This is a genomic window from Neisseria sp. CCUG17229 (genome assembly GCF_047839235.1).
Lineage (GTDB): Bacteria > Pseudomonadota > Gammaproteobacteria > Burkholderiales > Neisseriaceae > Neisseria > Neisseria brasiliensis.
The window spans coordinates 895,835-910,712 of record NZ_CP181247.1 but is presented as its reverse complement, the minus strand read 5'-3'; the positions used below and the strand labels follow the sequence as shown (position 1 = coordinate 910,712).

At 49.6% G+C, this 14,878-nt stretch carries 15 protein-coding genes; 6 read left to right on the top strand and 9 right to left on the bottom strand.

Annotated elements, in window-relative coordinates:
• Positions 1 to 14: 14 nt before the first annotated feature.
• Both argS and ACM67B_RS04300 read left to right on the top strand, forming a co-directional pair.
• On the top strand, positions 15 to 1,733 hold the full coding sequence (gene argS / locus ACM67B_RS04305; RefSeq protein WP_416190294.1) for an arginine--tRNA ligase: 1,719 nt from the start codon (positions 15 to 17) through the stop codon (positions 1,731 to 1,733).
• 249 nt (positions 1,734 to 1,982) lie between these two features.
• A complete protein-coding gene (locus tag ACM67B_RS04300; RefSeq protein ID WP_416190293.1) occupies positions 1,983 to 2,579 on the top strand; it encodes a DUF2238 domain-containing protein in 597 nt (198 codons plus the stop codon).
• A gap of 67 nt (positions 2,580 to 2,646) precedes the next feature.
• Here the strand turns inward: ACM67B_RS04300 and ACM67B_RS04295 are convergent, their stop codons facing one another.
• The 6 genes from ACM67B_RS04295 to ACM67B_RS04270 form a co-directional block, all read right to left on the bottom strand.
• Entirely contained in the window at positions 2,647 to 3,549 is a 903-nt protein-coding gene (locus ACM67B_RS04295) for an aldo/keto reductase (RefSeq protein WP_416190292.1), read from the bottom strand.
• Between the two features lie 64 nt (positions 3,550 to 3,613).
• Positions 3,614 to 3,970, bottom strand: a complete 357-nt coding sequence (locus ACM67B_RS04290; RefSeq protein ID WP_096295476.1) for an STAS/SEC14 domain-containing protein — start codon at positions 3,968 to 3,970, stop codon at positions 3,614 to 3,616.
• Positions 3,971 to 3,985: 15 nt separating this feature from the next.
• On the bottom strand, positions 3,986 to 4,873 hold the full coding sequence (locus tag ACM67B_RS04285; RefSeq protein ID WP_416190291.1) for a DMT family transporter: 888 nt from the start codon (positions 4,871 to 4,873) through the stop codon (positions 3,986 to 3,988).
• Between the two features lie 103 nt (positions 4,874 to 4,976).
• On the bottom strand, positions 4,977 to 5,732 hold the full coding sequence (locus ACM67B_RS04280) for an alpha/beta hydrolase (protein ID WP_416190290.1): 756 nt from the start codon (positions 5,730 to 5,732) through the stop codon (positions 4,977 to 4,979).
• 103 nt (positions 5,733 to 5,835) lie between these two features.
• On the bottom strand, positions 5,836 to 6,417 hold the full coding sequence (locus ACM67B_RS04275; protein ID WP_416190289.1) for a class I SAM-dependent methyltransferase: 582 nt from the start codon (positions 6,415 to 6,417) through the stop codon (positions 5,836 to 5,838).
• A gap of 71 nt (positions 6,418 to 6,488) precedes the next feature.
• Entirely contained in the window at positions 6,489 to 7,253 is a 765-nt protein-coding gene (locus tag ACM67B_RS04270) for an IclR family transcriptional regulator (protein ID WP_416190288.1), read from the bottom strand.
• A 240-nt stretch (positions 7,254 to 7,493) separates the two neighbouring features.
• On the opposite strand from ACM67B_RS04270, the gene ACM67B_RS04265 reads away from it, so the two are divergent.
• From ACM67B_RS04265 to mmsB, 4 genes are all read left to right on the top strand, one after another.
• Positions 7,494 to 8,885 (top strand): GntP family permease, encoded by a 1,392-nt coding sequence (locus ACM67B_RS04265; protein ID WP_416190287.1) that lies wholly within the window; start codon positions 7,494 to 7,496, stop codon positions 8,883 to 8,885.
• Between the two features lie 106 nt (positions 8,886 to 8,991).
• On the top strand, positions 8,992 to 10,149 hold the full coding sequence (locus ACM67B_RS04260; RefSeq protein ID WP_416190286.1) for an iron-containing alcohol dehydrogenase: 1,158 nt from the start codon (positions 8,992 to 8,994) through the stop codon (positions 10,147 to 10,149).
• Between the two features lie 82 nt (positions 10,150 to 10,231).
• A complete protein-coding gene (locus tag ACM67B_RS04255; RefSeq protein ID WP_416190285.1) occupies positions 10,232 to 11,734 on the top strand; it encodes a CoA-acylating methylmalonate-semialdehyde dehydrogenase in 1,503 nt (500 codons plus the stop codon).
• Positions 11,735 to 11,809: 75 nt separating this feature from the next.
• Positions 11,810 to 12,703: a 3-hydroxyisobutyrate dehydrogenase gene (gene mmsB, locus ACM67B_RS04250; protein WP_416190518.1), complete on the top strand. Its 894-nt coding sequence runs from the start codon at positions 11,810 to 11,812 to the stop codon at positions 12,701 to 12,703.
• An 80-nt stretch (positions 12,704 to 12,783) separates the two neighbouring features.
• On the opposite strand, the gene ACM67B_RS04245 is transcribed toward mmsB, so the two are convergent.
• From ACM67B_RS04245 to ACM67B_RS04235, 3 genes are all read right to left on the bottom strand, one after another.
• Positions 12,784 to 13,734: an NAD(P)H-dependent flavin oxidoreductase gene (locus tag ACM67B_RS04245; protein ID WP_416190284.1), complete on the bottom strand. Its 951-nt coding sequence runs from the start codon at positions 13,732 to 13,734 to the stop codon at positions 12,784 to 12,786.
• 152 nt (positions 13,735 to 13,886) lie between these two features.
• Positions 13,887 to 14,342: a DMT family transporter gene (locus ACM67B_RS04240; RefSeq protein WP_416190283.1), complete on the bottom strand. Its 456-nt coding sequence runs from the start codon at positions 14,340 to 14,342 to the stop codon at positions 13,887 to 13,889.
• 10 nt (positions 14,343 to 14,352) lie between these two features.
• Positions 14,353 to 14,784, bottom strand: coding sequence for a DMT family transporter (locus ACM67B_RS04235; protein ID WP_416190282.1), 432 nt, complete (start codon positions 14,782 to 14,784; stop codon positions 14,353 to 14,355).
• Positions 14,785 to 14,878 lie beyond the last annotated feature (94 nt).

Here is a 14,878-nt window from a genome sequence, read left to right as displayed (position 1 = left end):
GAGACTGAAACACCATGAATTTACACCAAACCGTAGCGCATGAAGCCGAAGCTGCTTTCGCCGCCGCCGGTATTGCCGGTGCGCCTGTTGTGTTGCAACCGGCCAAAAATGCCGATTTCGGCGATTTTCAAATCAACGGCGTGATGGGTGCAGCCAAACAGGCCAAGCAAAATCCGCGCGAACTGGCCCAAAAAGTGGCCGATGCGCTGGCCGGTAATGCCGTTATCGAATCTGCCGAAGTGGCGGGCCCGGGCTTTATCAACCTGCGCTTACACGCTGATTTTTTGGCACAAAGCATTCAGACGGCCTTAAACGACACCCGCTTGGGCGTGGCTAAAAATACTAACCCGAAAACCGTGGTCATCGATTATTCTTCGCCAAACTTGGCCAAAGAAATGCACGTCGGCCATTTGCGTTCGAGCATCATCGGCGACAGTATTTCGCGCGTATTGGAATTTTTGGGCGACAACATCATCCGTCAAAACCACGTCGGCGACTGGGGCACGCAATTCGGCATGCTGGTGGCCTATATGGTGGAGCAGCAAAAAGACAATGCCGCATTTGAACTGGCCGATTTGGAGCAATTTTACCGCGCCGCCAAAGTGCGCTTTGACGAAAGCCCTGAATTTGCCGACACTGCGCGCGAATATGTGGTGAAACTGCAAGGCGGTGATGAAACCGTGTTGGCCTTGTGGAAGCAGTTTGTCGAGATTTCCTTAAGCCACGCCCAAGCCGTTTACGACACGCTGGGCTTGAAGCTGCGCCCTGAAGACGTGGCGGGCGAATCGATTTACAACGATGACTTGCAGCCGGTGGTCGATGACTTAGTGGCGCAAGGTTTGGCGGTTGAAGACGAAGGCGCAAAAGTGGTGTTTTTGGAAGAATTCAAAAACAAAGAAGGCGAACCGGCGGCGTTTATCGTACAAAAACAAGGCGGCGGCTTTTTGTATGCGTCCACCGACTTGGCTTGCGTGCGCTACCGCATAGGCCGTCTGAAAGGCGAGCGCTTGCTGTATATCGTTGACCACCGCCAAGGTTTGCATTTTGAACAGCTCTTCACCACTTCGCGCAAAGCCGGCTACTTACCGGAAAACGTGGAAGCGGAATTCATCGGCTTTGGGACCATGATGGGCAAAGACGGTAAACCATTCAAAACCCGTTCGGGCGACACGGTGAAGCTGGTGGATCTGCTCGATGAAGCGGTTGAGCGTGCCACCGAATTGGTGCGAAGCAAAAACCCGGCTTTGAGCGCGGAAGAAGTCGCCCAAATCGGCCAAACCGTCGGCATCGGCGCCGTAAAATACGCCGATTTGAGCAAAAACCGTACCAGCGATTATGTGTTCGATTGGGATGCGATGTTGAGCTTTGAAGGCAACACCGCGCCTTACCTGCAATACGCCTACACCCGCGTGCAAAGCGTGTTCAAAAAAGCCGGCGAATGGGATGCAGCCACCCCTTTGGCTTTGACCGAGCCTTTGGAAAAACAACTGGCTCTGGAGTTGCTGAAATTTGAAGACGTATTGCGCAGCACCGCCGAGAGCAGCCATCCACACTACTTGGCCGCCTATCTTTACCAAGTGGCGACGCTGTTCTCACGCTTCTACGAAGCCTGCCCGATTTTGAAAGCTGAAGGTCAAACACGCAACACGCGTTTGCAGTTGGCCAAGCTCACCGGCGATACGCTGAAACAAGGTTTGGATTTGCTCGGCATTGAGACGCTGGATGTGATGTGATGTGATGTAATTAATCAGTTAATGATGATTAAGGCCGAGACCTTTGCAAAATCCCTATCTTTGGCACATTTCTTCGTTGTGCGCTGCTCGAAAGTTTGCCTATCTTTATGATATGCCTGCGCTTTATGCGCTGCTACAACTTTGAACTGTACTCAAATCTAGGGTTTTGCAAAGGTCTCAGGCCGTCTGAAAACATATTTTTCAGACGGCCTTTTTGCTATTATGCCATTTTGATTCTTTAAGATACTTATGAACCGTTATCATCTGATGCTGGCGATTGTCGGCGCGACGTTAATTTGGTCGGGCATCAGCCCAAAAGACTACCCGACTTGGGGCTTGGAAGTGGCGCCGGCTGTTATAGGTACGGCTTTACTGCTGGCGACTTACCGCCGCTTCCGCTTCAGCGATTTTGCCTATTGGGTGATGACGTTTCACGCGGTGGTGCTGATTGTTGGCGGGCATTACACTTACGCCGAAGTACCGCTGTTTGACTGGCTGAAAGAGCCGATGGGCTGGGAGCGCAACAATTACGACAAACTCGGCCACTTTATGCAGGGCTTTTCACCGGCGGTTATTGCAGCGGAAATATTGTGGCGAAACCAAGTCATCACCAGCCGAAAATGGTTGGTTTTCCTCAGTCTTTGTGTATGTATGGCCATTAGCGCGGTATATGAATTGATTGAATGGCTGGTGGCAGTGTTGAGCGGCCAAAGCGCGGAAGCATTTTTAGGCACGCAAGGCTATGAGTGGGATACGCAGGCCGATATGATGTGGTGTGGTATCGGTGCATGCGTGATGCTGGCTTGCTTGATGTGGAAAAAGCATTTTCGCTACGAAACTGACTGACTCTCTTAAGTGAGCATCCTTCCCCCTTATGCAGGCATAAAAAGGGCAGGATGCCAAGTACCGACCATTAAGGCACTTCATGCCCCAATGCAGCGGCGTACACGTTAATCCATGCTTCTTCGCTGAAACGGATAGTCAGCGCATCAACGGCATTTTTCACGCGCTCGATTTTGCTGGAGCCGACAATCGGCATCATGCCGCTCGGGTGGTTAAGCAACCAAGCATAGGCCAGCGTGTCGATGCGGGTTTCGTTGTAAGCCTCACCTGCTTTCAACAAAGCTTGGACAACGCGTTGGCTTTGTTCATCACTGCCATCAAACAATTGACCGCCGGCCAAAGGCGACCATGCCATTGGTTTGACGCGTTTTTCCAAGAGATAATCCAAGCTACCGTCTTCAAATGGGACGATGTGCAAAGGAGAAATCTCGATTTGGTTGGTCGCCAAGGTTTGGTTAACATATGATTGCAACATATTGAATTTTTGAGTGGAATAGTTTGACACACCAAAATGGCGCACCAAGCCACGCGAATGCAGGTTATCAAACGCTGCCGCCACTTCTTCTGGGTTCAGGCAAGGTGACGGACGGTGCATCAGCAATAAGTCGAGATGATCGCAATTTAATTCTTTGACCGAACGCTCGGCCGACCAGATAATATGTTCCGCGCTGTTGTCATAAAATTTGCTTTTCATCTGTGGCAAGGCTTCGTTGGGGAACGAAATGCCGCATTTGCTCACAATCGCCATTTGATCGCGCAGGCTTTTTTCCAATTTCAATGCTTCGCCAAATTGGCCTTCGTTGATGAAACCACCATAACACGCGGCATGGTCGAAAGTGTTGATGCCTAAATCCAACACCTCATGAATCAGCTTCAAATAGCCTTGGGCATCTAATTGCCATTCATGCGCGCGCCAGTAGCCATGCACCAAACGGCTCATGTTTAAATCTTGGTTAATCGTGTGGTAATGCATATTCGTTCCTTTATGTTTGCAAAGCGAAAAGCCGTCTGAATCATGTTCAGACGGCCTTAAATCATTATTTGGAATTGCGCTCCAACAGCCAAGCTTGCGCTTCGGCCACATCATCAAAATATTTCGGATGCTGGTTGGTAATCAGGCTGGACAAACGTGCGCCGAGCTTAATCCAAATGTCGTCGGTCACCACAGCCACGCGGCCGAAATCGTCTTCGTGTTCGTTTAAAAACTTAATCTGCTCCACCGCCATATCGATGGTGAAGTCTTTCAGAAGTGTCATATCCAAGAGCATATCGGGCAGGCGGATTTTTTGTTTGCAGTTGAGCAAAGCCTGCTCCAATTCGCGGAAATCATCTAAGGTAAATTCGTTATACAAGGCCACATTCAGGCCGTAAGACTGCTCGCGGATAGAAATCATGTTTTGCTCCTCGTTTTATTTGAAAAAAAGCCGCTTTATCCAAACCGGCTTAATGCCGCTTAATACACCGCTAGCCACAATAATAATCATACCGAGCACTTCCTGCCAAGTGATTTTATCGCCCAGCAGCCACATGCCCGACAAAGCGGCGAATACCACCGTTAAATACGACAAGGATGCCACGGTAAATTTATTACCCACCTTATAAGCATGGGTCATGCACAACTGCGCCACCGTCGCGCTGGCACCAATGCCCAATAAATATGGGGCGCTATCCCACGATAACGCATGCCAGCCGGAAACGCTCGCCCACACCGCTGACACCGTCATGCCGGTAATCGACAGGAAAAATACCACCCGCCAGCCCGGTTCGCCCAAAAGCGACAATTCGCGCACCTGCATATACGCCCAGCCCGACATCGCGCCACCGGCCAAACCAATCAGCGCCGGAAACACCTGACCGCTCTCAAACGATGGGTTGAGCAACACCACCACACCGATAAAACCCAACACCAGCACCGCCTGCGTATACAGCGCGATACGTTCTTTCAACACCAAAAACGAAAATACTGCCAAGAAAATCGACGAGGTATAGCCCAGCGTCACACCCGTCGCCAGCGGCAAATGCATCACCGCGTAGAACAGACACAACATCGCCAAGGTGCCGACCACGCTGCGGTTGAGATGCAGCTTCCAATGCGGAGAGCCGAATTTTTCGCCACGCATTTTGGCCATCAAGCCCAACACCAGCGCGGCAAAACTCATGCGCCAAAACACCAGCTCGCCGCTATTCAAGCCAAATTCCTGCGAAGCCGCTTTGATGCACAGGTTCATAATGGTAAAACCCACTGCGGCCACAATAATCCAAGCGGAGCCGAGCAGGTCTTTGTTGCTTTCAGTCATGTTGACAGGGTTCAAAAAATTAATCGGTTAACATTATAACAAAGGCCGTCTGAAAATACGCGGCTCAATCGCATTAGCAAAAATATTCAGCATTCAGACGGCCTTAATCGGCGAAGAAACCGATAATTTTCTGAATCGCCACGTCCATATGCTTGGGTTGGGAAAACGGATGATCCGCGCCCTCCACCGCAATCAATTCGACCACATTGTTTTCAGCAAAAGTTTTCGACACGCTGATGTCGATCATCTCGTCTGACGTACCGTGTAGAATCAACAGGTTGTCCGCATCGTCCAAATAATCGTGCTGCATCACATCCGCTACTTGCAAGGCTTCCAAAAAATCTTTGCCGATCTTCATTTTGCGCTCAAAGCCGAGCAACACTTCCTTACCCTTCTCTACCTTGCTGCGCTCGTCTGCCGACATATTATCCAGTAGCGTTTGATACATTTGAATCGCCGGCGCGCGCAATGCCACTTTGTGAAACGGATTGCCGTTTTGCGCCATGTAATTCAGCGTGAGATAGCCGCCAAAACTATTGGCATAAGCATAAACGCGTTTGGCGCCAAGCTGTGTTTGCGCATATTCAACCACCAGCGACAAATAAGCAAGGCATTCATCCAGCAGCAATTTTTTACGCGCATCCGCCCCATGACAAGGCCAATCAAACGCCAGCGCGGCATAATTGTGATACTTGGCAATCAAGCGCTCACCAAATTTCACCGTCGAGCGGCCGTCTTTACTGCTGCCGAAACCGTGCATCACAATCACCACATTTTCCACCGTATGCAGGTCTTTTTCGTAAAATAATTTGCAACGCACGCTGTAACCGCGCTCGTTGATGTCGAACAGTTTTTCCATATTGATTCACATCATTTCATTGTTCATGATTGGCATCATAACGCTATTGGCTTGCCGATAAAAGGCAAAGGCCGTCTGAAATGAAAGCCAGAGACCTTTATTTTCAGACGGCCTTTCTTCCCAATAAATAAATCACCGATTTGGCATCATCGCCTTCACCTGTGTGATGGTGTTCGGCAATCAACCAATCCAAACCGCTAAAGGCCGTCTGAAGCGTAGACAAATCAGCCAGCATATTGATGTCGCTCGGCCCTTTTGCCAATGCCGCTTGTTCAGGATGGAAAAACACACCGGCAAACAGGCCGTCTGAAACCAGCGCGTTAACAATATTCTGCGCCACACGGCTGCGCACCGGTTCAGCAAAATGGCAGTTAACCGAGCTAATCACCGCATAGGTTTCAGACGGCATCGCCATCTCAGCAACATCAGCCACGCATGCGGCAAAATCCACGCCTTTCAACGCCGCCAACTTTTGCGCCTTGGCAATGCCCACCACCGACAAATCCACCCCTTCCGCCAGCAAACCCTGCTGCGCCAAAAACACACCGTTGCGCCCTTCACCGGTCGCCAAATCCAATGCCCGCCCTGAAGCAGGCAAATACGGCTGAATACGGCGAATAAACTCATGCGGCTCAGTGCCGAATATAAATTCATCGGCGGCGTAGCGTTCGTCCCATTTGTTCATGGCTGCCTTCCAATAATATAAAATTATCAACCATGCCGTCTGAATGTTTCAGACGGCATGGTTGTAGTCATTTAAGATTCCAAAAGTGCTTCTATTTCTTTAGCTGCCTGCTGCAAATCCGGTAAAAATTCGAGCAATTCTTCCAAAGATTTTCTGATGATTGGCCCGTGCGTCAGTAAAGCACCGAGAAAATGGCCATTTTTATCATTAATTGGTACAGCAACCTCTACCAATCCAGCAATAAACTCCTGATCATCAATGCCATAGCCTCGTTTTTCAGTAGCTTTAACATCTGCCAAAAGCATATCTGGTTCGGTAATGGTATTTTGGGTCATACGTGTCAAAGTCATATTTTCAACCTGACGTTTGCGCCCGGCAGAATTCAAAGTGCTCAAATACAGCTTACCGCCGGCAGTGCAGTGAAGTGGCACTTGTGCGCCTACGGGCAGATAAACCTGCAAAGGCCAGTTGGTTTGCACGCGATCACTATAGGCCATCACATTACCGTGCGGAATACTGATGCCACAGGTTTCACCGACTTTGGCCGATAATCCGGTCAATATCGCTTCACGGTCGGCTTTAAAGCGTTTGTTCTGCCATATGTTAATGCTCATCCGCTGTGCCCGTGCTCCGGGTACCAACCCTCCCTGTAAATCAATCTGGATAAATCCTTCGTTTTCCAACAGCTGCAGCAAACGATGCAAGCTCGGTTTAGGAATGCCCAAATCCTTTATCAAATCATGCGGCGACAGTGGTCTTTCTGCCTTTGCCACCGCTTCCATTATTTCCAAAACCCGTGTTATCGACGAGCCTCTATTTGAGTCATTTTCTTTCATGAAGCGAATTATTAAAGTTTGAAATAAAACCTATATTTTAGGTGATTTTCTGCCAATCATAAATCTTTTGTACTAATCCTTCAAAAAATCTAATAAATTACATTTTAAATCATGTAGTTATATAAAAAATTCATCAATCTTCATATATTCAATATTGAACAGTTGATTTTTTTGTCTTATATTTCGCAAAACGATACAAAATGTATCGTTTTATAAAAATATCTACAAAGGAGGAAGATTATGTTGAGCCTGACCGGGATAATTCTATCCCTACTTTTACTGATGTTCCTAGCCTACCGCGGCCACAGTGTGTTGATATTGGCACCGGTATTGGCGATGCTAGCGGTGCTGTTCAGTGCGCCTTCCAATGAGTTACTGGGTACATATACGCAAGTGTTTATGCAGGGCATGGGCGGTTTTGCGGTGAAGTTTTTTCCGATTTTCCTGCTGGGTGCTGTGTTCGGCAAACTGATGGAGGATTCTGGAGCAGCACATACAATTGCTTATTCGCTGGTTAAGCGTTTGGGTAAACAACAGGCGATTTTGGCGATTGCGCTCTCTTCAGCGATTTTGACCTACGGCGGTGTATCGGTGTTTGTGGTGACATTTGCGGTGTACCCAATTGCAGCAGCTTTATTCCGTGAAATTAATATCCCCAAACGCCTGATTCCCGGCGCGATTGCCATTGGCTCGCTGACTTTCACCATGACCGCGCTGCCGGGTTCGCCCGCCATTCAAAATGCAATTCCGATGCCGTACTTCCAAACCGATGCTTTTGCGGCACCAGGCTTAGGTTTGATTGCTGCGCTGATTATGTTTGTCGGAGCAACATGGTGGATGAAAGGCCGTCTGAAAAGAGCTTTAGCTGCCGGCGAAGGTTATGGAGAGCATTACGACAGTCATGTTAAAGAACAAGATTTCAAACATTTACCGCCATTATGGGGAGCGATTGCACCCATTGTTTTGGTGATTGCATTGAACTATGTATTGACAAAATTCATGTTGCCGATGATGGATACTGCCTATTTGGCCGACAAAAAATTCGGCGGGGTAAGCATTAATGCAGTAGCAGGTTTGTGGGCAATTATCGTGGCCTTGGCGGCCGGCTGTCTGCTGCTGGTGTTTGCTAACATGAAATACTGGCGCAACCTGAAAAAGTCGGTTAACGACGGTGCGATGGGTTCGCTGCTGCCGATTTTCAACACGGCTTCGGAAGTCGGCTACGGCACGGTAATTGCGACTTTGGCGGGTTTTGTGATTCTGCGCGATTTTATGCTCGGCATTTCGCCCGGTAATCCGCTGATTTCGGAAGCAATTGTGATCAACGTCATGGCGGGCATTACCGGCTCGGCATCGGGCGGTATGAGTATTGCCTTGAGTGCGATGGGCGATACCTATATGCAGTTGGCCAAAGATTTCGGTATTTCGCCGGAACTGATGCACCGCGTGGCCTCGATTGCTTCCGGCGGTTTGGATGCCCTGCCGCACAACGGCGCCGTGATTACCATGCTGACCATTTGCGGCCTGACGCATAAAGAATCTTATTTAGATGTGTTTGTGGTGTGTGTGGTCGTACCTTTGGGGGCGCTGATAGCGGTACTGACCCTCGGCACGATGTTCGGCTCTTTTTAAACCGCTTAAGATTGGAGGCCGCCTAAACATGAAAACTGATGTTTTCAGACGACCTGTTTTAAACAAATAGCTATTTCTGAACTCGATAAACAATAAGGAGAAAGACATGTCTGCACCGATTGTTTTACCCCGCCTATTACACATTGGCAAGAATGCCTGTGAACAAATCCCGGCCACGCTGGCGGCGCTAGGCAGCAAAAAACCGCTGATTGTCACCGATAAAATGATGGTTAAACTTGGCTATACCGACCGTATCACCGATATTCTCAAAGCTGCCGGAATTTCGGCCGATATTTACGACGACACCGTACCCGAGCCGACCAATACATCGATTATGGGCGGTGTAGAGATGGTACAACACGGCGACTACGACAGCGTAATTGCATTGGGTGGCGGTAGCCCCATCGACAGTGCCAAAGCCATTGCGGTTATGGGTAAACACGGCGGCGTTATCCGTGATTATGTGTTTCCGCGTCAAGTCAACGAAGCAGGCTTGCCGCTGATTGCAGTGCCTACCACGGCCGGAACCGGTTCGGAATGTACCCGAGTCACCATCATCACCGACGAAACGGCCAGTGAAAAACTGGTTTGCATGGGCTTGGGCTTTATGCCCTCAGCGGCCATCGTGGATTACACTCTCACCTTAAGTGTGCCGCCACGCACTACGGCAGACACAGGTATTGATGCCCTAACCCATGCGATTGAAGCCTATGTCAGCAAAAAAGCCAATCCGTTCAGCGATATGCAGGCATTGGCCGCCATGAAGCTGATCGGCCCGAATTTACGCACTGCCTATCACGACGGCGCAAACGAAACCGCCCGCGAAGCAATGATGCTGGGCTCCATGCTGGCCGGTATGGCATTTTCCAATGCGTCGGTGGCGTTGGTGCACGGCATGAGCCGCCCGATTGGTGCGTTTTTCCATGTGCCGCACGGTTTATCCAACGCCATGCTGCTGCCGACGGTGACTGCTTATTCCATTCCTGCTGCCGAACAGCGTTATGCCGAATGCGCCCGCACCATCGGGGTGGCCACCGCCCAAGATTCCGATGCCGAAGCCAATCAGAAACTGTTGGCCGAACTGGAAGCCTTAAACCGAGAACTGAGTGTGCCCACGCTGGCTGAATTCGGCGTGCGTCAGGAAGATTTTGAGGATGTCATCGACACCATGGCTTCGCAAGCCTTGGCTTCCGGTTCGCCCGCCAATAATCCCCGTGTACCGGAACATACCGAAATCATCGACCTCTACCGCAAACTATGGTAAGGCCGTCTGAAAACTTTTTCATCCATTTCCAAATGCTTGTTTACTGTTTCGCAACACATTTCATTTATCAAGGAGAAATATCATGACTCAAACCATCGGTCACTACATCAACGGACAAATCATCGAAGATACGGCACGCACGCAAAATGTGTTCAACCCGTCTACCGGCGAAGTATCGGCGCAAGTTGCCTTGGCTTCTCAAAAAACCGTAGAAGAAGCCATTGCCGCCGCCGAGGCCGCTTTTCCCGCATGGCGCAACACCCCGCCGGCCAAACGTGCGCGCATCATGTTCCGCTATAAAGAGCTGCTTGAGCAAAACCGCGACAAAATCTGCCAATTAATCGGCTCGGAACACGGCAAAATCGTACACGATGCCGCCGGTGAACTACAGCGCGGTATTGAAAACGTCGAATTTGCCTGCGGTGCGCCTAATGCGTTAAAAGGCGAATACAGCAAAAATGTCGGTCCCGACATCGACTCTTGGAGCGACTTCCAACCTTTAGGCGTGGTAGCGGGGATTACACCGTTCAACTTTCCGGCCATGGTGCCGTTGTGGATGTTCCCATTGGCGATTGTCTGCGGCAATACCTTTGTTTTGAAGCCATCTGAACGCGACCCGAGCACCCCGCTGTTCCTTGCCCAATTATTGAAAGAAGCCGGTCTGCCCGACGGCGTATTGAACGTGGTTAACGGTGACAAAGAAGCTGTGGATACCTTGCTGACCGATTCACGCGTACAAGCTGTCAGCTTTGTCGGATCGACCCCGATTGCCCGCTATATTTACGCTACGGCCACGGCCAACGGCAAACGCTGCCAAGCCATGGGCGGCGCGAAAAACCATGCCATCGTAATGCCTGATGCGGATTTGGATAATGTAGTGAATTCCTTACTCGGCGCGGCATTCGGCTCTTCAGGCGAACGCTGTATGGCGCTGTCTGTGGCGGTGGCCGTGGGCGATGAAATCGCCGATAAAATGGTGGCCAGTATTAAAGAAGGCATGAAAACCATGAAAGTCGGTGCCTTCTCCGACGAAAGCAACCACTTCGGCCCGTTGATTACCGCCGAACACAAAGCCAAAGTCGAAGGCTACATCGACAGCGCGAAAAGCCAAGGGGCAACAATTGTGGTTGACGGCCGCAATCCGGAAGTACCGCAAGAATTCGCCAATGGCTTCTACATGGGCGGCACCCTGATTGACCATGTGACACCGGAAATGACCAGCTATCAGGAAGAAATTTTCGGCCCGGTCTTGCAAGTTGTCCGCGTGAAAACCATGCAGGAAGCCATGCAGCTGATTAACAACCATATTTACGGCAACGGCACCTGCATCTACACCCGTGACGGTGAAGCCGCACGCTACTTTGCCGACAATATCCCCGTGGGCATGGTCGGCATCAATATCCCGCTGCCTGTGCCGGTGGCTTATCACAGCTTTGGCGGTTGGAAACAGTCGGCCTTCGGCGATTTGGGCACATACGGCCCGGACGGTGTACGCTTCTATACCCGCCGCAAGACAGTCACCCAACGCTGGCCGACTTCGGAAGTGCGCGAAGGTGCGGTATTCTCGATGCCGACATTAGGTTAATCTGTTGATTGATTAGGCCGTCTGAAAAGCAACTTTGATTTCAGACGGCCTCTTACAAAGGAATATCATATGGCAATTCAAAACATCTTATTCATCGGCTTGGGCAACATGGGTGCGCCGATGGCCGCCAATTTGTTGAAACACGGCCACCAATTAACTGTTTCCGACCTGAATCCCGAAGCTGTTGCCAAGCTGACTGGACAAGGGGCGCAACAGGCCGAAGATTTAAAGCAGGCAGCCGCACATGCCGATGCGGTCATTTCCATGCTGCCCGCAGGCAAACACGTGAAAAGCATTTATATGGGCGAAGACGGTTTGTTCAAACATCTGAAAAAAGAGACGCTGGTTATCGATTGCAGCACGATCGCCACTGCCGAAGCCCTCGAATTGGCTACCGAAGCACAAAAATTCGGCCTCCGTTTTCTGGACGCGCCGGTATCAGGCGGCATTTCCGGTGCCGCTGCCGGTACACTAAGCTTCATTGTCGGCGGCAGCAAACAGGACTTTGAAGCTGCCAAACCGTTGTTTGAATTAATGGGTAAAAACATTTTCCATGCGGGCGAAAACGGTGCCGGACAAACCGCCAAAATCTGCAACAACATGCTCTTGGCGGTATTGATGACGGCCACCTCTGAAGCCATTGCCCTCGGTGTCAAAAACGGCCTTGACCCTAAAATCCTTTCCGACATCATGGCGGCCAGCTCGGGCGGAAACTGGGTACTCGACCGCTACAACCCTTATCCGGGTGTAATGGAAAACAGCCCGGCTTCCAACGGATACAAAAACGGATTTATGTCCGCACTCATGCTCAAAGACTTGAATATTGCGGAAAGCAACGCTGCCGCCGCCGGTTTGGCCACACCGATGGGCGCCGCCGCCACCAAGCTTTACCGTGAGCTTGCGGAAAAAGGCAAAGAAGATTTGGACTTCTCTGCCGTGATCAGTTTATATGATGAAAAAATTATCTGATTGCAACAATAATTAAACACTTTCCCCTGACACAAAGGCCGTCTGAAAAATCACTTTCAGACGGCCTCGATTTAAGCATTTTAGTTCATCAACTCATCCACCAATTCCTGCACGGTTTTGATTTTATCGATGGCGGAAATGCCGTTGCCCACCGATACATAACCCTGCTCGAAATTGCCTTCCAGCATGCCCAAGCGCATACCCGTGCCGGCGTTCATCAGCTTGGCGATTTCGCTTCGCGGCGCACCACTCTCGCTCAATTCAAAACATTGTTTGGCCAATTCGGTCGACAGCGAACGGTAGTAATAAGGCTCGGTGCGGAACAGCAATAAATCATTGGCGCTTGAATCGACAATCCAATCTTTCACTTTTTTGCTGGCACGGCATTCTTCGGTGGCGATAAAGGCCGTGCCAATCCACACGCCTTCCGCGCCTAAGGTATAAGCCGCCTGCACGCTGCGTTTATCGGCAATGCCGCCTGCCAGCATAATCGGCAAATCGACTTTGCCGACAAATTCGGCCAACACGGAAAAGCTGCCCATTTCTTTCATCGGCAAAGTACCGCCTTCATCAAAACCGGTCAACACCAAAATATCTGCGCCCAATTCCTGCGCTTTCAATGCATCAGGCAAATTCGGATTCGGCAGGCGGCAAATGATTTTGATACCGGCTTGTTTGAATTTGGCGTAAATCTCAGGGTCAAGTGCGCCATTATCCAGCACGACCGGCACACGCTCTTCGATAAACAAATCCACCATGTGCGGAATCAGCGAAAAATCGTAAGACAGAATAAATAGCACACCAAACGGCTTGTCTGTCAGCGCTTTCACTTTGCGAATCTCATTGCGCATACGCTCAATCACATCTTCATTAGAAGTCGGATTTGTGGTCTGCCCTGCGTGTGGTGCTAAAAAGCCCAAACCGCCGGCTTCAGCCACTGCCGCCACCAAGCGCGCATCGGTCAGCCAAGACATCGGTGCTTGCACGATTGGGTGTTTGATATTCAGGATTTCAGTAATGCGGTTTTGCATGATATTTTCTCGTTGCTTGATTAGGATGGGTGTATTTTATATTTCTAAAATAAAAATAAGAATAGCGATAAATCGAAATATAATTTTCATTATTGGAAACTTTAAACCATAAAAAAGGCCGTCTGAAAAAATTCTTTTCAGACGGCCTAGCATTATTTTTGCGACTGCGCTTTATTGCTCGAATAAATAAAATACAAAGCCACGGCCAAACAAGCAGCCGCCATCACTCGTTTCATCGAAAAATCAATGGCCTGATTACCAAACCAACCAAAATTATCAATCAGCAAACTCATCAACAATTGGCCGAAAATCACCGCCACAGTGGCCGTCGCTGCGCCAATGCGCTTTACCGCCAATACCATGGCTAAAATATACGGCACGCCGCAAAAAGCACCCATCAGCTGCCATTTGGGCACATCCATCAAACCAATTTCACGGCCTTGCTCAAAAAACAAAATCGCCAATCCGGTTACCAGCATACCTAAAAAAAACGTCAGAAAGGCCGTATGAAACACGCCTACTTGAATGCCTAATTTGCCATTAGTTGCCGATTGTACGCTCAATGTTGCACCGCCCAATACGGCTAATAAAACCATCACCAACGTCATCTCGTTCCCCTTAAATCATCATTAAAATCAATGCCAATACAATAAAAAACAGAGCAAAAAGCCGTCTTTTATCAATCTGCAAACGCGGCAGGCCAAACCAGCCGAAATGGTCGATCAATAGGCTTTTGGCCACTTGGCCAAACAATACGCCCACCATCGTTAAAGCAATCCCGATTTGTGGCGTTACCAATGCCAGAATCACCACATAAATCGGCCCTAAAATACCGCCAATCAACGTCCAATTCGGTTGGCTGAATAAAGACGGCGTGTTGCGCGGCGCAAAAAACAGCAACAATAAAAAACTCAATACCGAGCCGACCGAAAAAATGCTGAAAGTCGCCCACAGTTTGCCGACATTTTGGGACAATGTGGCAAGCAGCCCTGCTTCCACCGACAGCCCCATGCCCGCCAAAATCACAATCAGAATTAAAATAAAATGCATACCTGCCTACTTGTGCTGAATAAAAAAGCCCGTATTCTAAAGCCGTTTTTATTGCTAAAAAATGCTATAATTTCAAAAATACTTTTTCAAAATC